Here is a 20,926-nt window from a genome sequence, read left to right on the forward strand (position 1 = left end):
GTCACCGTGATCGGCCCGTCCGGCTCGGGCAAAACCACCGTGTTGCGCATGCTGATGACTTTGGAAACCATCAATGGCGGCGTCATCTATGTTGATGGCAAACCGCTTACCCATATGGAAAAGAACGGGGTTCTGGTGCCGGCGGACGCGAAATACCTGCGCCGGGCCCGGTCCTCGATCGGCATGTGTTTCCAGCATTTCAACCTGTTTCCACATATGACCGCCCTACAGAACTGCATGGAAGGGCCTGTGCAGGTGCTGGGTTTGCCAACGGCTGAGGCCCGAGAACGGTCCGAAGAGTTGTTGTCGATGGTCGGCATGATCGACAAGAAGGACCAGCATCCTTCGCGCCTGTCGGGTGGTCAGCAACAACGTGTTGCTATCGCCCGGGCGTTGGCCATGCGCCCCAAGGTGATGCTGTTTGATGAAGTCACCTCGGCGCTTGACCCCGAGGTAATCGGTGAAGTGACCGGCGTCATCCGCAAACTGGTGGCCGAGCACAACCTCACCATGTTGATGGTGACACACCAGATGGGCTTTGCGCGCGATATCTCGGACCGTGTCTGTTTCTTCTACCAAGGGAAGATCGAAGAACAGGGTCCTCCGGAGGATCTGTTCGGCAATCCCAAACGCGAACGCACACAGCAATTCCTGTCAGCAGTAAAAGCGGCGGATTGAGCCTTGCACCTGACGTCATGATACGGTTCCCGAGGAACCGCCACCAAAGAAAGACCTGTTATGAGAATTGGAGTTGCCGGTATCGGAGCCGTCGGTGCGGCGGTTGCACGCGCATTGGACAACGGTGAAATTCCAGGATGTGCGCTGGGTGGTCTGGCGGCGCGAACCAGCGAAAAGGCGGCTGCCCTGAATGATACTCTGAAACATCCGGCGCATGTAGTGGATTTCGGAACGTTGGCCTTGACCTGTGATTGTGTGATCGAAGCTCTCCCCCCCGCATTGTTCGGCGATCTGGCTGACCCGGTTTTGCGGGCAGGCAAGCAACTGGTTGTGCTTTCGGCCAGCCAGTTGCTTGCCCGGGACGACCTAATCTCTCTTGCGGCGAAAAACGGTAGCCGCATTATGGTCGCGTCAGGTGCGATGCTGGGTCTGGACGCGTTGAATGCAGTGAATGTCGGCCAGATTCATTCGGTCACAATAGTGACCCGCAAACCGGTCGAAAGCCTTATCAGGGCACCTTTTGTCGCGCGGTTGGGCATGGATCTAACCGCGCTTCAAGGGCCAAAACAAGTGATCGCAGGCAGTGTCACCGAAGTGGCACGCGAATTCCCCGCCAACGTGAATGTCGCGGCAGCGATCAGCATGGCCGGGCTTGGTCCAGACAAGACCCGCATGGAGGTCTGGGCTGATCCATCCCTGACGCGAAACACACATTCGGTAGAGGTAACTTCCGACAGCTCGGATTTCGCAATGTCTATTCAGAACCGGCCGAGCGCTGAAAACCCGGCTACCGGCATCATCACCGCCCGAAGCGTGATCGCCCTTCTACGCCGCTTTCATTCAACTTTGCAGGTGGGGACGTGACGCAGTGTTGACCATTGAAATGATCACTCAGGCTGCCGAGCGGTTACAGGATGTCGTGATCCGAACCCCGTTGTTGGAATCTCCACTGCTCAACAACGCGCTTGGGTTCCGGTTGCTGATCAAATCGGATTGCCTGCAAAAGACCGGCTCGTTCAAAATACGTGGTGCTTACAACAAGATTGCGTCGCTTGGCGAAGGCCAGCGCAAGGCAGGGGTCGTGGCATATTCATCCGGCAACCACGCACAAGGCGTTGCGGCTGCCGCAAACGCGATGGGGGTTTCGGCTAAGATAGTGATGCCAGCAGATGCGCCCCGCATAAAGCTGGACAACACCGCCCAGTGGGGGGCCGAGGTTATCACCTATGACCGACAGACGGGTGACCGGGCCAAAATAGCCCAGGACATCGCCGAAAAAACCGGCGCAACGCTGGTGCCGCCCTATGACGATTACGACCTGATGGCCGGGCAAGGTACAACTGGGCTGGAAATAGCTGAGCAATTGGACGCGCTTGGCGTAAGGGCGGACAGAGTCATTTGCCCTGCCGGAGGTGGCGGGCTAATCGCCGGGCTGTCTACTGCCATGCTCGCGCGCCATGAGGACACTGAAATCTGGGCGGCTGAACCCCGGAATTTTGATGATACCAAGCGCTCTCTAGAAGCGGGAACTGCCCTGTCGATTGAGCCGGGTCACAGCTCGATTTGCGACTCGATCGTGACCGCGCGACCCGGACAGCTAACCTTTCCAATCAACCTGAAGACCCTGTCGGGTGGCTATTCCGTCAACGAGCTAGATGTTGTTGCCGCAATGCGGACTTTGTTCACAGAGCTCAAGGTTGTTGCCGAACCCGGCGGCGCAGTTTCAGTGGCCGCAGCCGTGTCAAACAAACGCGCCTTGCAAGGGCAGACCGTCGTTGCTCTGGTGACGGGCGGCAACGTTGATATGGACAGTTTTCTCACGTGGATGGCATAAGTTGGCGAATACCCGTTATCGATAGTGAGCAACGCATGACGAAGAACGATATCTATCTCGAGATGCGCCGGCGTATCTGCCTTCTTGACTATCAGCCGGGAACGCGCCTGAACGAGCGGGAATTGGCAACGGAATTTGGCGTCAGCCGCACGCCGATGCGGGCCGTGCTGCAAAAGCTTGAACACATCGGTCTGATCTCCAGCCAGCACGGGCATGGCACCATCGTTACCTCAATCGATCTGAAATCCATGCGCGATGTCTATATCGTGCGCATGAGGCTCATGGATGCGCTGGGTGATTCCGCTCCGTCCCCTCGGAATCCGGCCATACTGGACGAGATGCGCGAGTTGGAAGCGCGGTGCGATGCGATGCTGGATAGTCACGACAAACGCGAATTCGCGCGCGTGCTTCTGCGCTTGCACAAAATCCTGCATGGGTTGACCACCAACGCGGTGCTGGAGGATATCAACGACACATTATTCTATCAGTCCGCGCGCTTTTGGTTCTTGTTGCTGGATCGCGTCGAGATGCGCGTCCAAGTCGAGGATTTGAAGGATGAGATCCGAATATTGCGCCGCAGTCTGGAGATCGGCGATATCAAGTTGACGGCCTCGATCCACAAAACCTATCTCAGAGTGGTCGTGTCGCGTCTGGATGCCATCCAAGAGGAAGGCGGTGTTCTTTTTGAAGCAGAGTGATCCTTCATAGGTATACCTATATCTTCATTGGGGCACATATTGGTAGATTATCCAGTTAAAATCATTGAATTGGTATACAATTTGAGCTAGATTTCTTCAATCATTGAACATCGGGGCGGCCGCAGCGTCTGCCCGCCCAAGATAGCGAAAGAAATACCATGACCGATACAGCCGGGAACTCTTTGCTGTTCATTTCCATGTTGGGTGAGAATGAGCTTTTCAACCCCGATCACTTTGGAGGCTTGTGTACTTCCGGCCAGGAAAAAGATTGGATCGTGGACTGGTTTGGACCCGTGGCGCAGGAAACGGGTTTTTCACTATCCGGCGTCGACATTTGTCGCGGTGATGCACTGCCTGCGGTGGATGATGTCGATTGTGTCATCCTCGGCGGCACGATGCATGTAGTCACCGAGGACCGCCCCTGGCTGCACGCGCTCTATTCCTGGTTGCGCCGGTATCGCGATGCCGGGAAACCTTTGCTTGGCATTTGTGGCGGACATCAATTGGTGTCTACGCAGTTCGAGGATGGCGTGCTTGATGGCCGTACCGGAGGTACGCTTGCCGGAACCTATGAGATTGAGCTGACAGACCTTGGGCGCCAGCACCCCCTTTTTGAAGGCCTGTCCACATTCCCCCGTTTCAACTTTGCCAACTATCTGCATGTGATTCCGTCAGAAGCGCAGAAAGCAAAGGTACTGGCCCGCATCGGTGAGAGCAACGCCATCTGTATCGACCACGGCAACCATTGGTATACGACACAATTCCATCCGGAATCCCGCCGATCAGTCTGGTCCTGCATGTATGAACAGACCGAGCCAGAGCATGTCGAGAACTATTCGGATGATCAGGATGGTGCGGCCTTGCTTCGAAACTTCATGGCAATTGCTGCGAAAGAGTTGAATAAACAACGTCCAGTCACGTTGAGTCCATAGGACCAATACGGAATCTGAACTCGTTTTCGCTATTGTTCGAAAAATAACGCCGACAAATGCTCAGACTGCTTCAGCGTTCCTTTGCGGATATTGGTATGGATCTGTTGCAAACTTTTAGCTGTTGACGCTCTTCGGTGCTGCGAGTGAATGGCTATCGTTATTTTCAACTCGAGAGTCGGTTCATGATCTCTTTCAAAGGCGCACAATATCCGAAAGACGTGATCCTGTTTGCGGTCTTCTTCTATGTCCGTTTCGGCGTGTCCTATCGCGATCTGGAAGAAATCATGCTCGAGCGAGGCGTCACGGTGGATCACACCACACTGAACCGCTGGGTGACAAGGTATTCTGGCGCAATTGCTGATGCAGCGCGTCGTCGCAAGGGACCATGCGACCGCTCCTGGAGAATGGATGAAACGTACATCAAAGTAAAAGGCACATGGGTTTATCTTTATCGTGCCGTAGACAAACACGGCAAAACTCTTGATTTCATGCTGTTCGAGCGTCGAAACAAGCCGGCCGCCACAAGGTTTTTCGCCCGAATGATGGAGGTCAACGGTCTGCCGCGAAAGATCGTTATCGACAAAAGCGGTGCCAACACCGCTGGCATCAAGGCAATCAACAAGATGCTTGCGGGTTTTGGCTGCCCCATCCCGATCGAGATGGTCAGGCGGAAATATCTGAACAACATCGTAGAACAAGACCATCGTTTCATCAAAAGGCGAACTCGCCCGATGCTCGGTTTCAAGAGCTTTGCCTCAGCTGCAGCAACACTTGCTGGCATCGAGGTGTCGCACATGATCCGAAAGGGCCAATTCGCGCCCGGACTCTGTCCGTTTAAACAATTCGCTGAACTGGCAGCTTAACTTCGTTCTGATCGCCAAGACAATTCGGTAAGCTCAAAACTTTGCAACAAAGCCCTATGCGAACGACTTGACGGTCTTTTCCAGTGATGGCCACACACCTGATATATTTTGGGCGGCCATCTTTTCATGATCGCCGCCCAAAATCACGAATTCGATCATGGCAACGCGTTCTGTCATTTTGATACCAACCTCAACTCGCCTGAGGTGCGCCGATGGCGGCTTCAAGATCTGCCATGCTCTCTCCACCGGCCATCAGGTCCGCGATTTCTTCCCGAGACTTTTCGCCCCTCTTAAAGTCTGCGGCAATGGCGCCCCGAATAAGCACCGCGAAATGGTCGCCTACCGAAAGGGCATGCATTACTTGATGGGTGATGAAGATCACCGCCAGACCGCGCCGCTTGGCTTCGTTGACGATGCGCAGGACATGCGCCGCCTGTTTGACGCCGAGCGCTGCGGTCGGCTCATCCAGAATCAGAACCCGTGCCCCGAAATAGACTGCGCGGGCGATGGCCAGTGACTGGCGTTCACCACCCGAAAGTCCGCCCACAAAACGATCACCGTCAGTGATCCGGGTAATGCCCATCTTCTGTACTTCTTCCACCGCAATACGGTTCGCCTTTTCACGATCGTATACTTTGAACGGCCCGAGCCCCTTGGTGGGTTCCATCCCAATGAAGAAGTTTTTTCCGATTGACATCAGTGGGTAAGTCCCGCCGAACTGGTGCACAGTGGCGATCCCGCGCTCCTGCGCGTCACGCGGGCTGGTGAAAGACGTGGGGGTGCCATCCATGAGGATTTCACCGCGCGTTGGCGCATGCACCCCGGCCATCGTCTTGATCAGTGTTGACTTGCCGGCGCCGTTGTCGCCGAGAAGGCAAAGCACTTCGCCAGCATTCACCTTCAGGCTTATCTCATGCAATACGTCGATTGGCCCAAAGGACTTGTCGACTTTGCGAAGTTCCAAAACGGTGTTTGCTTCAGACATGCTTAATCCTCTTTCTTGCCAGTTGACCAATTGGTCGCCAGCCTTTGGAAGGTTCCGTTCATGAGAACTGCGATTAGCAGCATCACACCGATGATTAACAACGAATAGTTTCGGTCAATCTCGGTATAGTTGATGCCCTGCTGTACGATACCGAGAGTCATGGTCCCGAAGACCACTCCAACGACCGAGCCAAAACCACCGTTGAGCAGCACTCCACCAACAACACACGCAATAATCGTAAAGAAGATCATGTTGAAGAAGGTTGCAGATTGGGCGGAGTTGAACTGGATCACCTGAAGCATTCCCGCCAAAGACGTGCACACCGCACAGAGAATGAACAGCCCAATCTTCATTTTGCTAACCGGGATACCGGCATTGTGAGCACTTTCGGGGTCCCCGCCCATGGCAAACACCCAGTTACCCCAAGGTGACTTGTGCAGAAAAAACCAGAATATGACGATCAGACCCAACCACCAGAAAACCGATGTGCGGAAGCCAAAATAGCGTGTGCCAAATACTGCTTTCGCCCAATCCGGTGAGTTAAGAGAGACGTTGGTGTTGTTTATGAGGAGGTCGGACAATGCCAGTGTCAGCCCCCCTACAGCGAAGAGCGTGGCCAGCGTAACAATGAAAGACGGCACTTGGGTGCGTGTCACCAACAGCCCGTTGATGAGCCCGACTCCAGCGGCCATGGCCAGGGTGGAAACCATGCCCAGCCACATCGGGAAGTCATAGTGATTTACGGAAATCCCCAACATCATCGCTGATGCAGGCATGACGGCGCCGGTTGATATGTCCAATTCACCCGAGATCATCAGGAATGCAACTGGGATTGCAATGATCCCCACCGTGCTGGCGAAATTCATCCAATTGGCAAAGCCAGCAAATGAAAGAAAGTTCCGGTGATAGCCGAACATTGCGAAGATTACAAAAACAACTAGCATCCCGATAAGGGCACCCATGGCCGGGCTTCTCATGAGCTCGCCAAAAGAAAACGTGCTTTTGGCCTCGCCGGAAACAGAGCTTTCTGCAGCCGCATATTTCGTATTTACTTTTGACAAAGCGTCTCTCCAATTCTTCCCTTCACCCGACGGATCGCTCGAACGCATCGAGTGCCTGAACGGGAGTCCGGCCGCTCCGATTGAGGCGACCGGATTTTGTCATATGGCCTTAGCGTGCGCCAGCTTCCACACCCGCGAACGTCGCGTCGATATTCGATGAGTCAACGATCGCCGGGCCGGTCAATACCGGTTCAGTGGCAATCTTGGTGCCGAAGTCAATGTTGGCAGCTAGCGTAGAGACCGACAGAAAGCCCTGATAATAAGGCGTCTGGTCAATAGCCATTGCCTGGGTCCCGGCCTTGATGCGGTCCAGCGTTGCGGGGCTCAGGTCGAACTGACCCAACTGAACAGATTCCACCTTGCCCAGTTGTTCGATCGCGGCGAATGCGGCACTGGCGGACCACGACGCAAGTGTAATGACGCCGTCGATGCTTGGATCGCCATTCAGCTCAGATTCGATAGCTGCTGACGTCCCCGCCATATCGCCGTCCAACGTTGTTGGAAGACGCAAAATTGTAACTTTTGCACCAGATTCACTCGCACCGTCTTCAACACCTTTGCAGCGCGCTTCGAGGTTCACGGTTCCAGGGATCTGGATGTGGCACAGAATGTGCGTGGAGCCACGCTCAGCCAAATATTTGCCTCCAGCAACGCCAGCGACGTATTCATCAGAGCCAAAGTAGTTTAGAGCACCGGACTCTTCGAGGGAGTCACCGCCGCCGTTCAACAACGTCACAACGATGCCGGCTTCCTGAGCAGCTTTGATTGCCGGAAGCTGTGCGTTGGGTTCCGGCAGAACGGTTGCAATTCCGTCTACGCCCTGAGCTGTCGCTTGCTCGATCAGCGTAGCCAAGTCCGCGCCATAGTTGTCATAATTGTTGGTCTGCAGGATATTGACCGAACCGCCACGTGCCTCAATGGCCATGGCGGCATCTTCGGCACCCTTCTTGACGACATTCCAGAACGAGTCCTGATTAGAGCCAATAACGAGGGCAATGTCTGCCGCCATGGCAGCGCCTGCCGTCATCGAAGCGACAACTGCTCCCACGATGGTTTTCTTCAAAGTCATGTCGTATACCTCCTCTGTTTGTTACCGCCACTGGCGGCACGACATACTAGGTTTCCCTGTCTGCCAACTCTCCAAGATCGTCAGGCAGGGAAACTGATTTTGGCAAACGGTCATCGGTTGCCTTGTGATCCGTATCAGGAACGGCGGAAATTCGGTTGATTACTCCTTCAGCCTTTCTGCTGGTCCTGGGGCTTGTGCATCATAGCCACCCCAGACAGATTGATCGTAGTGAATGACCGCGCCGGTCATCATCCCGGCGTCGTCCGATGCCAGAAACAAAACAGCCCGGGCTACTTCTTGCGGGTCGAGCAATCGACCGAAGGGCAGGCCAGCATTCGCCTTTTCCTCCCAGTCAGGATCACCGGATTCTTCAAGTTGAAGCTGGCGCTCGTGGTCGGAGGCCATCCAGCCAATATCGAGTTGGTTTACGTGAATACCGTTGCGCATCAACGCGTAGCCTGAGCTGCGCGTCAGCGTCGAAAGCGCCGCTTTGGACGCGCAATAGGGCGCTATGAATGGCTGACCGGCATGCGAAGAGGTTGAGCCGATATTCACGATCCGTCCGCCTTTGCCATCCTTTTCAAGCTGTTTGACAGTGTCCTGCATCAGAAAGAATGGCGCGCGAGCATTGACCGCGAACATCTGATCGAAAAGCTCAGGTGTCGTGTTTAGAAGGTTCCCGCGATCCGTCAATCCTGCCGCATTCACCAAGATATCTATAGTGCCAAAGCGCGCTACGGCTGCCGGGACAATGCGTTGCACGTCCTCGACATTCCCAAGATCTGCGGCAATCATTTCCACTGGCACACCGGTGGCCACGCTGATTTCTGCGGCCTTAGCCTCACCTTTGGCCGCGTCGCGACCCACAATTGCGACGCCCGCAGCGCCAGCCTGCGCAAAGACGCGTGCGATGGCCGCACCCAATCCCTGCGTTCCGCCTGTGATCAGGGCGATTTTTCCATCTATCCGATTCATGCGACAACCTTGTACCCGGCCGCCTTCATGACACGGGATAATTCAGCTCGGCCTTTCTTGGCCATTTCAAGCGGCGGATTAGCGACCGGGTCTTGTTCGGCTTCAATCACGAACCAACCTTCATAGCCCTTCGCGGCAAGCGCCTTGGCAATCGCTTCGAAATCAAGCGAGCCGTCACCCGGCACGGAAAACGCACCCTTGATCACCGCATCGAGAAAACTCTCACGCTCTCGGTTCAGCCCGTCCACAACATCCTTGCGGATGTCTTTTGCGTGAACGTGACTGATCCGGGAGTGATGGTTTTCAATGACGCGGAAATTGTCCCCGCCTGCAAAGGCCATATGTCCGGCGTCAAACAATAGCGGCACTGAGGAATGCTTCATGAACATGTCCAGTTCCGCCTCGGTTTCCACCGCTGCCGCCATATGGTGATGATAGCTTAGCGGCATGCCTTCCTTGGCGCACCAATCGGCAAAATCCGAAACCTTGCGACCATAGGCGTCCATCTCAGCCTCAGTCAGTTTTGGTTTTTGCGCCAGTGGCGTGTTACGCTCACCCTGAACCGAGCGCGCGGTCTCACCATAGACGATGCAAGGCGCGCCCGCGGCTTTGAAGAAGGCGTGCTGTTCGGCGATTCGGTCCTTTTCAACCTCAATATCGCCATCAAGCAAAAGACCCGAAAACCATCCGCCGCAGACCGACATCCCGTGTTTGTCCAGAACCGGCCCCAGCTCATCCATATTCATGGGAAAGCGCCGGCCGGTTTCCATACCCGTCAGGCCAGCTTCGGCAGCCTGGCGCAAACATTCGTCCAAACTCACGTCGTCCGAGAGTTCCTCAAGATCGTCGTTCCACCAGGCGATGGGGGCTATACCTAATTTGGCTTTCAGCATTCCGACTCAGACTCCAATCCGCTGTCTCTTGCGGAATTCTTCCTGGCCTTTGCGGGCCTCATTGACACTTTCGCGGGGTGACACTTCCGGAACACCCACGTACCAATCGGCCCCGCCCGGGGTCCAAGTATAGGCATCCGACTCGATGCTGATCACCGTTGTGCGATCCGTGGTTTGAGCCCAGGCAAGAGCATCTTCGAGATCGGCCAAGCTTTCCACATGGCGCGCTTCGGCACCCATTGCTTCTGCATGTTTGGCGAAATCCACATGGCGTACATTGGCCGGATTAACGACGCGGCTGTCTTTGAGAAGATTGTTGAACCCTGCGCCGCCCATCCCCGTCTGCAAACGGTTGATGACACCAAAGCCGCCATTGTCGCAGACCACGACAATCATCTTGTGTCCCGCGATGACCGACGAATGAATGTCCGAGTTCATCATCATGTAGGACCCATCGCCCACCATAACGATTGGTGTGCCCGGAGTGCCCTCAAGCGCCATGGCATGGCCCCAGCCCCCTGCAACTTCATAACCCATACAAGAATAACCAAACTCACAGTCAAAACTGTGAGGCGATTTACAACGCCAGTTCTTGATCGTTTCACCGGGCAAGCCACCCGCGGCGGTGACCATCACGTCCTCTGGCTTCGCCATCTTGTTCACGATACCGATCACCTGCGCATAGCTTGGAATTTCGGCGTTTGTGGGTGCCTGCCCCTCGTCCAGAAGATCGTTCCAGTCTTTGTACCAGGCCTGGGCCTGCGCCATCCGCTCTGCAGGGGCGGCCCAATCACCAAGCGCTGCGTCGATCTCGATAATCGATTCCAATGCATCACCCACTAACGGCACGGCGCGGTGCTTGAGCGAGTCGAACCGTGCGGCGTTCACGTTTATGAACGTCGCATCCTTCGGAAAGGTCGTCCATGACCCGGTGGTGAAATCCTGCATCCTTGTGCCAATAGCCAGAACCACGTCAGCCGATTCCGACAATTGGCGGGCTGCTTCGGTGCCCTCGATACCCATCGGGCCAACATATGCGGGGTCATCATGGCAAACCGCGCCTTTTCCGGCGATGGTTTCGGCCATGGGAATGCCACGTCTCTTGGCGAATGCAGCAACGGCTTCTTCCGCGCCGGAATAACGAACACCTCCGCCAGAAATGATCAGAGGTTTCTTGGCTGTCTTCAACACCTCGACCGCCGCAGTTACCTGATCAACTGAGGGGCGCGGACGCGGGATCGTCCAGGTTTTCTCCTCAAAAAATTCGACCGGATAGTCATAAGCCCGCTCTTGAGTATCTTGCGGGAGTCCGATGAAAGCGGGGCCGCAATCGGCTGGGTCAAGCATCGTCGCGATCGCCTGTGGCAGAGATTGGATGATCTGCGCCGGGTGCACAATCCGGTCCCAATAGCGCGAGACAGCCTTAAAGCTGTCATTCACGGTCTTCGAGGGATCGCCAAAATGTTCAACCTGTTGCAGCACGGGGTCCGGCAAACGGTTGACGTAGGTGTCTCCCGAGATCAACAGCACCGGCAATCGGTTGGCATGAGCCACGCCTGCAGCGGTCACCATATTCGTCGCGCCCGGGCCCACAGAAGTGGTGGCGATCATGATCTGGCGCCGCTTTTTGGCTTTCGCAAACGCGATGGCCGCAAGCGCCATGGATTGTTCATTCTGGCCACGCCAGGTCGGCAGCTGATCCTGAACACGCTCCAGCGCTTCCGCAAAACAGGTGACATTGCCATGGCCAAAGATGCCAAAAACACCAGCAAACAGCGGCACACGTTCGCCATCAATCTCTGTGTATTGGGCACATAAGTACCGGACACAAGCCTGCGCCATCGTAAGGCGTACTGTGCTGGCGGTCATCTCGCTTTTCCTCCCTGAATGCCTGCGTTCAGCACCCACTGAATTGATTATTGACATTCAATACATCTTGCAACAATCATTGCAAGAGAAAAATGGGAGAACGAACTTGCCAAGGATTTCTGTGCTCGGCTGCGGACGTATTGGCCGCATGCACGCCAACAACATTGCATCACATCCGCGAGCAGATTTGGCCGGTGTTTTTGATGTGCACGACCCCTCTGCTGAGGAAATTTCTCAAAAGCATGGCGTTACCAAATTCGCTTCGGCCGACGAAGCTATAGTTGCCGAAGACGTCGATGCAGTACTTATCGCAACGCCAACTTCGACCCATGTGGATCTGCTCGAGGCCTGTGTGAACGCGGGCAAACCGGTTCTATGTGAAAAGCCAATCGACTTGTCCTTGCCGCGTGTAAACGCCCTTAAGGAACGAATTGCTGGCAAGGACGTGCCGATCATGCTGGGCTTTGTGCGCCGCTTCGATCCCGGCCATGCGGCCTGTCAAAAGGCGCGGGCGGAAGGTGAGATTGGCGAGCTGCATCAGGTCACCATCACCTCCCGCGATCCGGGCATGGCACCCGATGATTATATCAAAACGTCCGGCGGCATCTTCCGCGACATGACGATCCATGATCTTGACCTGGCCCGCTTCATGTTGGGTGAAGAGGTCACCGAAGTCTCTGCCACCGGATCGCGACTGGTGGACCCGGCACTGATGGATGAGTGTGACGACTTCGACACCGTTGTCGTGACGATGAAAACCGCCAGCGGTAAGCAGGCTATCATCACCAACTCGCGTGAAGCCGTCTATGGCTATGACCAGCGGGTCGAGCTCTTAGGATCCAAGGGCATGGTGATCTCTGACAATCACCATAATCACAACATGAGGAAGTTTTCTGCAACCGAGACGAACGTGTCGGCAGCATTGCAGCATTTCTTCATCGAACGCTACGGCGCGGCCTTTAACATCGAGATCGACCATTTCGTCGATGCGATCGAAACAGGCGCGCCAGTCCCCGTAGGATTTGAAGATGGCCGTTTGGCACTCCTGCTTGCAGATGCCTGTTTTATGTCCGTGGCTGAAGGCCGCGTCGTGAAAACCAGCGAGTTGGAGTGAGCTATGTACGATACTTTTGGACTTTTTCTATCTGGCGCATGGGTCAAAGGGGGAGAGACAACCGAGGTGTTCTCTCCGGTGACGGAAAAATCGCTGGGTAAGATTGCGGCGGCAACCCGAGATGATACCGCAGCGGCCATTGATGCGGCGGAAAGCGCGCTCGGAGCGCTGCGTGAAATGGGCGGGTTTGGCCGCGCTGATGCGCTGCACAAGGTGGCGGATGAGATGATCCGGCGCACCGATGAGGCGACGACGATGATCTCTACCGAGACGGGCAAGCCGATTGCTCAGGCGGGTCGCGAATGGACGCTCGCCTGCGATCAGTTCCGTTGGTACGCCGAGGAAGCGCGGCGCATTTACGGCCGTACTGTCGAAAGTCGCGTACCAGGCGGACGGTTCGATATCAGTTGCGAAGCGGTGGGAATCGTTGGTGCGTTTACCGCATGGAACTTCCCGGCGGCACTTCCCGCACGCAAATTGGCCCCCGCGCTGGCGGCAGGTTGTTCTGTTGTGCTGCGTCCTTCCTCGCAAACGCCGGGCGTGGCGATGGTTCTTGTTGATTGCCTGCGCGCTGGTGGCCTTCCTGATGGGGCAGTGAATCTCGTCACAGGCTCCACCGCCAGCACATATGGGCCAATCATGGCGGATAAACGAGTGCGCAAAGTATCCTTGACCGGGTCAACCCGTGTGGGCCAGCAAATGATCCGCGATGCCGCTGACACCGTAAAGAAGGTTTCGATGGAGCTAGGCGGGAACGCACCGCTGATCGTCTATGATGACGCCGATCTGGCAGCCGCGCTGGATGTGAGCGTTCCAACCAAATACGCCAACTGCGGCCAGGTCTGCGTGACGCCGGACCGGTTCTTTGTCCACGAAAGTTTGCACGACGCATTTGTCGATGGGTTTGTCGAACGAGCGTCCAAGATCAAAGTGGGCAACGGGCTTGATCCTGATGTGGGGATGGGCCCGCTTATCAATGATCACAGCCTCGAAACCATCGATGCGATCGTGCAAGCGGCCGTGGCCGAGGGCGCAACACTGGCCCTTGGGGGCAAGCGCGCGGCTGGTTTCAACGAAGGGCATTTCTATGTGCCTACGGTGCTGACCAACGTGACAGATTCCATGAGGGTCTTCGACGAAGAGAATTTCGGTCCGGTGGCTGCCATTACCACCTTCAAGGATGAAGACGAAGTACTGACGCGGGCGAACAACTCAACCATGGGCCTGTCAGCCTACGCTTTCACCTCCGACCCAGACCGCGCGCGACGCGCAGTTGCAACGTTGAAATCGGGCATGGTGGGGATCAATTCTTTTGCGCTGGCCGCGTCAGAGGCCCCATTTGGGGGCACAAACTTTTCAGGCATGGGGCGCGAAGGCGGCATAGAAGGCATCGCGGACTACCTCGACATCAAACTCGCCCAGATCGTGTTGTGAGGTGAGACGATGAGCGGACTAAACAAAGTCAAAAAGATGTGGGCTGCGGGGAAACCGGTGCTCCACGGTTGGTGCTCCATCGGCAACCCGTTCACCGCCGAGATCATGGCCGCGCAAGGCTATGATGCGATCTCGGTTGATATTCAGCATGGGGCGTTGGATTACTCCGCGTTTCTGCCCATGGCCCAGGCGATGCGGGCAAGCGGTGTAAGCATCGGCGCGCGTGTTCCCTGGCTTGATCCGGCGATCATCATGAAAGCTCTGGATGCAGGGGCAATGAACATCATCTGCCCGATGATCAACACGGCCGTGCAAGCCGCGGAATTTGTCAGCTACATACGCTACCCCCCCCACGGTCAGCGCAGCTTCGGGCCAACACGCGCGGGTATTGCCATGCCAGGTTATGGTCCTGCGATGAATGACGAGGTCGTGGCACTCGCCATGATTGAAACCGCCGAGGGTGTAGCAAATGTCGAGGCAATCGCCGCAACGCCGGGACTTGATGGGATTTATGTGGGGCCGGCCGATCTGACTCTGGGCACCCAGGAGGGCCGCTTGCCGCCCGGTTTCGACCGCGAAGAGCCCGAGATGATCGAACTGATCCAGCACATCGCGAATGTTTGTAAGGATGCGGGCATCAAGGCTTGCCTCCATTGCGGCACACCGGAATATGCGGTCCGCGCGATCGAATGGGGCTATAGCCTGACCACAGTTTCAGGTGATAGCCGCCTGTTGGCCGGCGCGGCTGCGGCCAGCGTGAAACGCTTCCGTGATCTCACCGGCGGCGAAATCGCCGCGACGACGAAAGGTGGCTATTGATGCCTCATGTCGTTGTCGCAGGCCCCTTGCATCCCTCTGGCCGCGCCCGTTTGGATGGGGCCAAGGGCATCACAGTCACCTATATTGACGAAACCTCGGAACAAAGCCTCGCAGCCAAGATCGCCGATGCCGATGCGGTACTTTTGCGCACACAGCCGGTTAGCGAGGCTACGGTCGCCCTTGGTCCGAAGGTCAAAATCATGTCACGCCATGGCGTGGGCTATGACGCTGTCGATGTAGAAGCATTGAATAAGCGCGGCATCGCCCTGGCGGTTTGCGGGGATGTGAACTCAACCACCGTGGCCGAGCATGTCGCCATGTTGATCCTGTCGGCCAACAGGCGTCTATTGCGGGGCGACGCATCAGTCCGCAATGGCCCATGGGAGTGGCGCAATAGGCTGGAGGCCCGTGATGCGCGCGGGCAGAATCTGTTGCTGGTGGGCTACGGGCGCATCGGTCGGCACACGGGCCGCATGATGGGTGCGTTTGGCATGAATGTGCGTGCCTATGACCCCTATCTACGAAAAGCAGGGTGGCCCGACGACGGAGCGCCAAGCGTCGCCAATCTTGAAGATGGCTTGGGTTGGGCCGACGTGGTTTCCTTCAGTCTGCCTCATACTGGCGAGCCGTTGATCGGAACAGAGCAATTTACCTCGATGCGCGATGGGGTCGTTTTGGTGAACACCGCCCGAGGCGGGCTGATTGACGAGACCGCACTGGTCGCAGCGCTTGAAAGTGGCAAAGTCGGTGCGGCAGGACTTGATGTGTTTGCAACTGAACCGATGCGGGACAATTGCGCCCTCAAGAAGTTTGATCAGGTCATCCTGTCCCCCCATATCGGCGGGCTTACGCAGGACGCAGCCGAACGTATGGCAATCTCTTCCGCCGAGAATATTCTGAACTACTTCAATGGAACAATCGACCACACGTTGATTGTGAACAGAGACCATATCAATGTCCCGCAACAAGCCTAAGCTTAAGGTCGGGCTCATTGGCACCGGGTTCATGGGTAAAACTCATGCCTTTGGCTTTGTAAACGCCGCCCGGGTTTTCGATTTGCCAATCGAGGCAGAACTGCACACCGTCGCTGATGTCAACAAACAGGCGGCACAAGCTGCCGCACACGCGTTTGGCTTTTCGGACTACACGGCGGATTGGACCGACATCATCGCCGATTCCGAGGTCGACATTGTCTCGATCACTGCACCCAATGCCCTGCACAAAGAGATGTCGCTCGCAGCGGCTGCGGCTGGGAAACACGTCTACTGTGAAAAACCCCTTGCTCCAAAGGTCATTGACGCCAATGAAATGGCCGAGGCCGCCGAAGCAGCAGGTGTTAAAACACAAGTGGGTTTCAACTATTTGTGCAACCCGATGCTTAGGCTGGCGCGCGAGATGATTGCCGCTGGCGAACTTGGTGAGATTTATGGCTATCGCGGTCTCCACGCCGAAGACTACATGACCTCTGCGACAGGCACGGCGACGTTCCGCATCGACCCCGAAGGCGGTGGGGCGCTTGCCGATCTGGGAAGCCATGCCTTGGCCACGGCCGAGTTCCTTCTTGGCCCGATCTCTGAAATCTTAGGCGATTTGGTGACAGTCCATGGCGCACGCACCGATTCAGAGGGCATTGCGCATGAAAGCACCGTCGATGACGTAGGTCGCGCAATTCTACGCTTTGCCAATGGTGCGTCAGGATCGATCGAAGGCAACTGGATAGCCACGGGGCGGAAGATGCAACACGACTTTGAGGTCTATGGCTCGAAAGGTGCGCTTGCCTTCAGCCAGCAGCGATTCAATGAGTTGCATTTTTTTTCTGCCGATGATCCCGCCGGGCGTCAGGGTTTTCGTCGGATCGAAGCTGCACTTGACCATCCGCCATATGGTCACTTTTGCATGGCCCCTGGCCACCAGATCGGCTTTAACGAACTCAAGGCCATCGAAGTGGCGGGGTTCATGTCCGCCATCAATGGCGATGGCCCAGAGCCCTTCAATTTCCGCGCGGGCTTGCGAATTCAATCATTGGTGGAGCAGATCCAAGAGTCTTCCAACAATCGCACTTGGATAGATGTGAGCCCGTGACGGTTCGCTGCACTGTCCAGACCCATCAGGAGAGCTAAGAAAATGCAAAGGTTTGCGAAAGTCTGATGTTAGAAGTTCACACCAGGAAGCAGTCGGTCGCATTGTCGACGCTACGACGGTAATTCGGAGGGTCCTAGATTGGGCGATCAAAACTTGTCAACGGGTCCCTCGGACTTTGAAACCTTTGTTCAACTGGTGCAGGAACGCTACGACAAGATGAGCAAGTCTCATCAGGCCATCGCGCTCTATTTGACGCAGAACCCAAACGAAATTGCGGTGCATTCTGTCAATGCGATTGCTGATCGCTGTGGTATTCATGCTTCTAGTTTCGTCCGATTTGCCCAAGCGATGGGGTACACCGGCTTCAAAGATCTGCAAGTCCTGTTTCAAAAGCGACTGGAGACTGCGGCACCCGGATTTGAAGCACGCGTCCGTGCGCTAGAGGATGACCTCGGAAACCGAGACGATCCCAGCGATATGGGCTTTCTGCGCGATCTGGTGGTCAGAGACATTGCGTCCCTTCAGTCCCTTATTGAGGACATTTCAGGCGATGACCTCGCGCTCGCCGCCGACCGGCTTAGCAAAGCGGAAACAGTATTCTTGATTGGGCAACTGCGATCGGCACCTGTGGTAGACTTCATAAGATACATGCTGACTATGATTGGTAAGCGATGTGTGATGCTTGATCCGAGCGGAGGCTTGGCGACCCATATGGCGCAGACAATGCAGACAGGAGACGTTCTCGTGGCGGTGTCTTTCCGTTATTACGCAAACGAAGTCGTAAAGATTGTCGAGCAGGTGCAAGAAGTTGGACACCCGATAATCGCCATCACAGATAGCAACCTCTCGCCTCTCGCCAAATCCGCCAAGCCTTTTTTTGTTGTGCCGGAGCATCGCCAGACATTTTCACGTTCCATCGCAGCCCCCATGTGTATTTCGCAAGCGCTCGTTCTGGCAACGGCCGCGCGGCTGCAAGGCGGCGACCACGATCCGAATATTCCAACGGTCACCAAAGCGAGTTGATCCTTGAAAGGTTTGTCTTCTTCCGGTGAGGCCAATTTGTAAGATACCCGCGCGGTGGCCTATCTTTCGCGTTGGGACGCAGGACTAATTCTACCACAACGACAACATACCATGTTGGGTTAGATCCGCGCGCAAAAGAATGCTGCGTCAGCGAAGATCGAAAACCCAAAGTCTGGCCTATACCGTCACTGTTGATTCGGGACTACAGCGGCGAAAGTACGGTTTCGATCCGGCCGATATCAGTACCCTCGAATGACCGGAATGGAGACATTTTCGACGCCACAGCAACAGTCGTGCCGCAACCGCAAGAAGTTACTGCGTCAGCGAAGTGCCAAAATCCAATGTCGGCAAGGTCCGCGTTTTAACGGTTCATGCAGCGCGCAGCGAAGGTAAGCATTTTTTTGATACGATCATGCCCCTAGCCGAACTCGTCCCCCAATACAGGAACATTAGGAGGCAGGGCAGGGTGCACCTGTTGGTAATTCCGGAGGCCATCAAACTGCGGCGATCAAAAAATATGCCTGATCATTTACGGGCGCGTTGAGAGAAGCGACCGTCTTGGCGAATTGAATTTGGACCAGCCTTCACTGTAGAGAACCCTTCAGTTTGAGAGCGCGTGACCTGTCCCAATCCCGGCAGTTTTCGACGAAAGCCATATGGGGGTTCTCGAAACCAGAGTGGTCGCCCAAAACACTTACCGCGACGAATAGAAACTCCGGCATCTTCGACGTCGCTTTGTAGATCGGCGAACCACAGTCAGAACAATTACCCAGGCTGACGGTGTTCCCGGCGTCAGACTCCCAGCTGTAGAGCTTCGGCTCGCCGCTAATTACCACATGCTGCCTAAGATACGCAGACTGCGGAAGATGGCCGCCACCGGAAATTTTCTGACAGTCCAGACAGAAACACAAAAACGAAAATTCGGGAGAACCCGAAATACGAACCTCAATTTTTCCACAAAGACACTGACCAGTGCAAATTGCCGCCGCCATTACAAGCCTCCAGATCGTAGTGTTTGGCGCCTTTTTTGATTGAAACCGAAACGGAGCGCAGCTTTCCGATACGGATGACGTCAAGAGCAGCGCCAAAATCACCAACTGTTCGAGGCCGATTAGAGCCTTGATCCAAAGCCGGTTCAAGATAGGCTGAGAAATGAAGAAGTAGCTTGTATCGTTTGAGATTTTGCCGGCTAAACGTTCAACTTCCTTGATTTGCGCTCATACCAAAGGCTCATCTTCCTCCTATTGGGTGCGATGGACCCGCAGTCGTCGGTCATCGGCCCAACCGGTTCCTCACCGTGCCCTGCCGTACCGCGTGGTTCGCGCGGAACTTGATGCCTTGACTGCTTGAGCCGTAAAGCCTGGATTTTTACTACTTCCTGACCTCAAGGTTCCCGGGTTGGTTCAGCGGATTGGATATATACTTGCAAACTGCATTTAATTGCAGTACGCATTAAATAGGAGTTTACCTCTCCGCAATCAACGCGAAAAACTCTCCAGGGAGGAGATCATGACCTATAAGATGCTCAAGCCTTTGCTTGTGACAGCAGCCATGTTGCCGCTTGCGAGCGTGGCAACGGCTCAAAGCGAAGCTCGTACCGATCTGGTAATCGCAGACCTTGGCCAGCCGGAAACAAACCCTTGGGTAATCAACCGCCATCGTTTTGAACGCTGCGTCGCCGAAGCGCTTGGTGTCGAGCTGAAGGAGTTTGACGATCAGAACTCGGAAGAACAGCACGCTGCGCAAGCTGAATCCATCATCGCAAGCGGCCCGGACGGGCTGATCTTCAACCCGCTGACGTCGCCGGCGGGTATCCAGGTCGCCCGTCTTCTGGAAGAAAATGACATTCCGGGCATTGCTGTCGGTCGACTGGTGGTGTCCAGCTACGACGATGACTATGAAGGTGAGGATTTCATCGCGCAGGTGACCCAGAACAATGACACTTGGGGGCAGGCGATTGGCAAAGCCACGGCAGATCTGGGGCACAAGAAAGTCGCGATGGTCTGGAACCAGAAGGGTGTGACCTCTGCGGAAGAAATCTGGGCTGGTGTCCAATCGGAACTGGACGCGGCAGGGGTCGAGGTGATCGCCGAGGCCTGGGATCGTCTGAACCGGGAGAATGGCCAGAAATATGCTGAACAGTTCATTGCCCGCTTCGGACCTGGCGAGATTGACGCGATCGTCGTGCTTGGTGCGGTCGCTGGCCTTGGAAGTCAATTTGCGGTGGAACAGGCCGGGCGAGATGACATCGCCATCATCACCACAGATATCGACGAGCAGGTGGCTCAGTTCATCAAGGACGGCAAGCTGGACTTCTCGATCGGTGGTCACTGGATGGTTGGCGGGTTCGGTCTTATCCAGCTCTATGACTATCTGCACGGTCACCCGATTGAAGACACCCAGCCGCGGGTTGGTCTCATTCCGGTAACGGCCGACAATGTGGATACCTATGCCAACAGTCTTCTGAACGGCTGTATTCTTTCGCCGGACACCATTCGCAGTCTCAGCAAGGTCCATAATCCCGACGCTGATCTGCCTGGTTTCATCGACGCCTGGCAGGCAAACTGGCAAGACTACGTGCAATAACTCCCCTTGCA

20 protein-coding genes are annotated in these 20,926 nt (G+C 55.6%); 13 read left to right on the forward strand and 7 right to left on the reverse strand.

What is annotated here, in order from left to right; genetic code table 11:
• The 6 genes from ehuA to AC2FJC_RS12565 all read left to right on the forward strand — a co-directional run.
• Window positions 1–678 (forward strand): ectoine/hydroxyectoine ABC transporter ATP-binding protein EhuA (gene ehuA / locus AC2FJC_RS12540; protein ID WP_496739773.1); only part of this gene is annotated, 678 nt, incomplete at its 5' end.
• 60 nt (window positions 679–738) lie between these two features.
• Complete coding sequence (locus AC2FJC_RS12545; protein ID WP_496739774.1) at window positions 739–1,542, forward strand: aspartate dehydrogenase; 804 nt, start codon at window positions 739–741, stop codon at window positions 1,540–1,542.
• A gap of 4 nt (window positions 1,543–1,546) precedes the next feature.
• Window positions 1,547–2,512 carry a threonine ammonia-lyase gene (locus tag AC2FJC_RS12550; RefSeq protein WP_336509504.1) on the forward strand — a complete coding sequence of 322 codons (966 nt, stop codon included), beginning with the start codon at window positions 1,547–1,549 and terminating at the stop codon, window positions 2,510–2,512.
• A 35-nt stretch (window positions 2,513–2,547) separates the two neighbouring features.
• A complete protein-coding gene (locus AC2FJC_RS12555; RefSeq protein ID WP_170432389.1) occupies window positions 2,548–3,210 on the forward strand; it encodes a GntR family transcriptional regulator in 663 nt (220 codons plus the stop codon).
• Between the two features lie 158 nt (window positions 3,211–3,368).
• Complete coding sequence (locus AC2FJC_RS12560) at window positions 3,369–4,142, forward strand: type 1 glutamine amidotransferase (protein ID WP_496739775.1); 774 nt, start codon at window positions 3,369–3,371, stop codon at window positions 4,140–4,142.
• A gap of 182 nt (window positions 4,143–4,324) precedes the next feature.
• On the forward strand, window positions 4,325–5,005 hold the full coding sequence (locus tag AC2FJC_RS12565; RefSeq protein ID WP_170432380.1) for an IS6 family transposase: 681 nt from the start codon (window positions 4,325–4,327) through the stop codon (window positions 5,003–5,005).
• 190 nt (window positions 5,006–5,195) lie between these two features.
• On the opposite strand, the gene AC2FJC_RS12570 is transcribed toward AC2FJC_RS12565, so the two are convergent.
• From AC2FJC_RS12570 to iolD, 6 genes are all read right to left on the reverse strand, one after another.
• Complete coding sequence (locus tag AC2FJC_RS12570; protein WP_170432456.1) at window positions 5,196–5,990, reverse strand: ATP-binding cassette domain-containing protein; 795 nt, start codon at window positions 5,988–5,990, stop codon at window positions 5,196–5,198.
• Between the two features lie 2 nt (window positions 5,991–5,992).
• On the reverse strand, window positions 5,993–6,952 hold the full coding sequence (locus AC2FJC_RS12575; RefSeq protein WP_496739776.1) for an ABC transporter permease: 960 nt from the start codon (window positions 6,950–6,952) through the stop codon (window positions 5,993–5,995).
• Between the two features lie 208 nt (window positions 6,953–7,160).
• The gene (locus AC2FJC_RS12580) at window positions 7,161–8,120 is read right to left on the reverse strand and encodes a substrate-binding domain-containing protein (protein WP_170686465.1); all 960 of its coding nucleotides are present in this window, start codon (window positions 8,118–8,120) and stop codon (window positions 7,161–7,163) included.
• Between the two features lie 159 nt (window positions 8,121–8,279).
• A complete protein-coding gene (locus AC2FJC_RS12585) occupies window positions 8,280–9,095 on the reverse strand; it encodes an SDR family oxidoreductase (protein ID WP_496739777.1) in 816 nt (271 codons plus the stop codon).
• A complete protein-coding gene (gene iolE / locus AC2FJC_RS12590) occupies window positions 9,092–9,988 on the reverse strand; it encodes a myo-inosose-2 dehydratase (RefSeq protein ID WP_254436331.1) in 897 nt (298 codons plus the stop codon). Before iolE ends, AC2FJC_RS12585 begins: the two co-directional genes overlap by 4 nt.
• Before the next feature lie 6 nt (window positions 9,989–9,994).
• Entirely contained in the window at window positions 9,995–11,857 is a 1,863-nt protein-coding gene (iolD, locus tag AC2FJC_RS12595) for a 3D-(3,5/4)-trihydroxycyclohexane-1,2-dione acylhydrolase (decyclizing) (RefSeq protein ID WP_170432368.1), read from the reverse strand.
• Between iolD and iolG the strand changes: the two genes are divergently transcribed.
• The 6 genes from iolG (at window position 11,844) to AC2FJC_RS12625 (ending at window position 18,329) form a co-directional block, all read left to right on the forward strand.
• Window positions 11,844–12,971 carry an inositol 2-dehydrogenase gene (gene iolG, locus AC2FJC_RS12600; protein ID WP_480513653.1) on the forward strand — a complete coding sequence of 376 codons (1,128 nt, stop codon included), beginning with the start codon at window positions 11,844–11,846 and terminating at the stop codon, window positions 12,969–12,971. The two genes, iolD and iolG, sit on opposite strands and share 14 nt — an antisense overlap.
• Window positions 12,972–12,974: 3 nt before the next feature.
• On the forward strand, window positions 12,975–14,405 hold the full coding sequence (locus tag AC2FJC_RS12605) for an NAD-dependent succinate-semialdehyde dehydrogenase (protein ID WP_170686466.1): 1,431 nt from the start codon (window positions 12,975–12,977) through the stop codon (window positions 14,403–14,405).
• Window positions 14,406–14,414: 9 nt separating this feature from the next.
• Window positions 14,415–15,224, forward strand: coding sequence for an HpcH/HpaI aldolase family protein (locus tag AC2FJC_RS12610; RefSeq protein WP_170432363.1), 810 nt, complete (start codon window positions 14,415–14,417; stop codon window positions 15,222–15,224).
• Complete coding sequence (locus tag AC2FJC_RS12615) at window positions 15,224–16,198, forward strand: hydroxyacid dehydrogenase (RefSeq protein ID WP_170432360.1); 975 nt, start codon at window positions 15,224–15,226, stop codon at window positions 16,196–16,198. Before AC2FJC_RS12610 ends, AC2FJC_RS12615 begins: the two co-directional genes overlap by 1 nt.
• On the forward strand, window positions 16,179–17,306 hold the full coding sequence (locus AC2FJC_RS12620; protein ID WP_170686467.1) for a Gfo/Idh/MocA family protein: 1,128 nt from the start codon (window positions 16,179–16,181) through the stop codon (window positions 17,304–17,306). Before AC2FJC_RS12615 ends, AC2FJC_RS12620 begins: the two co-directional genes overlap by 20 nt.
• A 138-nt stretch (window positions 17,307–17,444) precedes the next feature.
• Entirely contained in the window at window positions 17,445–18,329 is an 885-nt protein-coding gene (locus AC2FJC_RS12625) for a MurR/RpiR family transcriptional regulator (RefSeq protein WP_254436329.1), read from the forward strand.
• A gap of 584 nt (window positions 18,330–18,913) precedes the next feature.
• On the opposite strand, the gene AC2FJC_RS12630 is transcribed toward AC2FJC_RS12625, so the two are convergent.
• The gene (locus AC2FJC_RS12630) at window positions 18,914–19,321 is read right to left on the reverse strand and encodes a GFA family protein (RefSeq protein ID WP_496739778.1); all 408 of its coding nucleotides are present in this window, start codon (window positions 19,319–19,321) and stop codon (window positions 18,914–18,916) included.
• 517 nt (window positions 19,322–19,838) lie between these two features.
• Here AC2FJC_RS12630 and AC2FJC_RS12635 point away from each other — a divergent pair.
• A complete protein-coding gene (locus tag AC2FJC_RS12635) occupies window positions 19,839–20,915 on the forward strand; it encodes a sugar ABC transporter substrate-binding protein (protein ID WP_214652691.1) in 1,077 nt (358 codons plus the stop codon).
• Window positions 20,916–20,926: the final 11 nt, after the last annotated feature.

The organism is Ruegeria sp. CDSB117 (genome assembly GCF_059611005.1).

What these genes read in the sequence shown, in the direction of transcription:
- AC2FJC_RS12545 (WP_496739774.1), top strand. Translation starts at nt 739, where the DNA reads ATGAGAATTGGAGTTGCCGGTATCGGAGCCGTCGGTGCGGCGGTTGCA.
- AC2FJC_RS12555 (WP_170432389.1), top strand. Translation starts at nt 2,548, where the DNA reads ATGACGAAGAACGATATCTATCTCGAGATGCGCCGGCGTATCTGCCTT.
- AC2FJC_RS12560 (WP_496739775.1), top strand. Translation starts at nt 3,369, where the DNA reads ATGACCGATACAGCCGGGAACTCTTTGCTGTTCATTTCCATGTTGGGT.
- AC2FJC_RS12565 (WP_170432380.1), top strand. Translation starts at nt 4,325, where the DNA reads ATGATCTCTTTCAAAGGCGCACAATATCCGAAAGACGTGATCCTGTTT.
- AC2FJC_RS12570 (WP_170432456.1), bottom strand. Translation starts at nt 5,990, where the DNA reads ATGTCTGAAGCAAACACCGTTTTGGAACTTCGCAAAGTCGACAAGTCC.
- AC2FJC_RS12575 (WP_496739776.1), bottom strand. Translation starts at nt 6,952, where the DNA reads ATGGGTGCCCTTATCGGGATGCTAGTTGTTTTTGTAATCTTCGCAATG.
- AC2FJC_RS12580 (WP_170686465.1), bottom strand. Translation starts at nt 8,120, where the DNA reads ATGACTTTGAAGAAAACCATCGTGGGAGCAGTTGTCGCTTCGATGACG.
- AC2FJC_RS12585 (WP_496739777.1), bottom strand. Translation starts at nt 9,095, where the DNA reads ATGAATCGGATAGATGGAAAAATCGCCCTGATCACAGGCGGAACGCAG.
- iolE (WP_254436331.1), bottom strand. Translation starts at nt 9,988, where the DNA reads ATGCTGAAAGCCAAATTAGGTATAGCCCCCATCGCCTGGTGGAACGAC.
- iolD (WP_170432368.1), bottom strand. Translation starts at nt 11,857, where the DNA reads ATGACCGCCAGCACAGTACGCCTTACGATGGCGCAGGCTTGTGTCCGG.
- AC2FJC_RS12605 (WP_170686466.1), top strand. Translation starts at nt 12,975, where the DNA reads ATGTACGATACTTTTGGACTTTTTCTATCTGGCGCATGGGTCAAAGGG.
- AC2FJC_RS12610 (WP_170432363.1), top strand. Translation starts at nt 14,415, where the DNA reads ATGAGCGGACTAAACAAAGTCAAAAAGATGTGGGCTGCGGGGAAACCG.
- AC2FJC_RS12615 (WP_170432360.1), top strand. Translation starts at nt 15,224, where the DNA reads ATGCCTCATGTCGTTGTCGCAGGCCCCTTGCATCCCTCTGGCCGCGCC.
- AC2FJC_RS12620 (WP_170686467.1), top strand. Translation starts at nt 16,179, where the DNA reads ATGTCCCGCAACAAGCCTAAGCTTAAGGTCGGGCTCATTGGCACCGGG.
- AC2FJC_RS12630 (WP_496739778.1), bottom strand. Translation starts at nt 19,321, where the DNA reads ATGGCGGCGGCAATTTGCACTGGTCAGTGTCTTTGTGGAAAAATTGAG.
- AC2FJC_RS12635 (WP_214652691.1), top strand. Translation starts at nt 19,839, where the DNA reads ATGACCTATAAGATGCTCAAGCCTTTGCTTGTGACAGCAGCCATGTTG.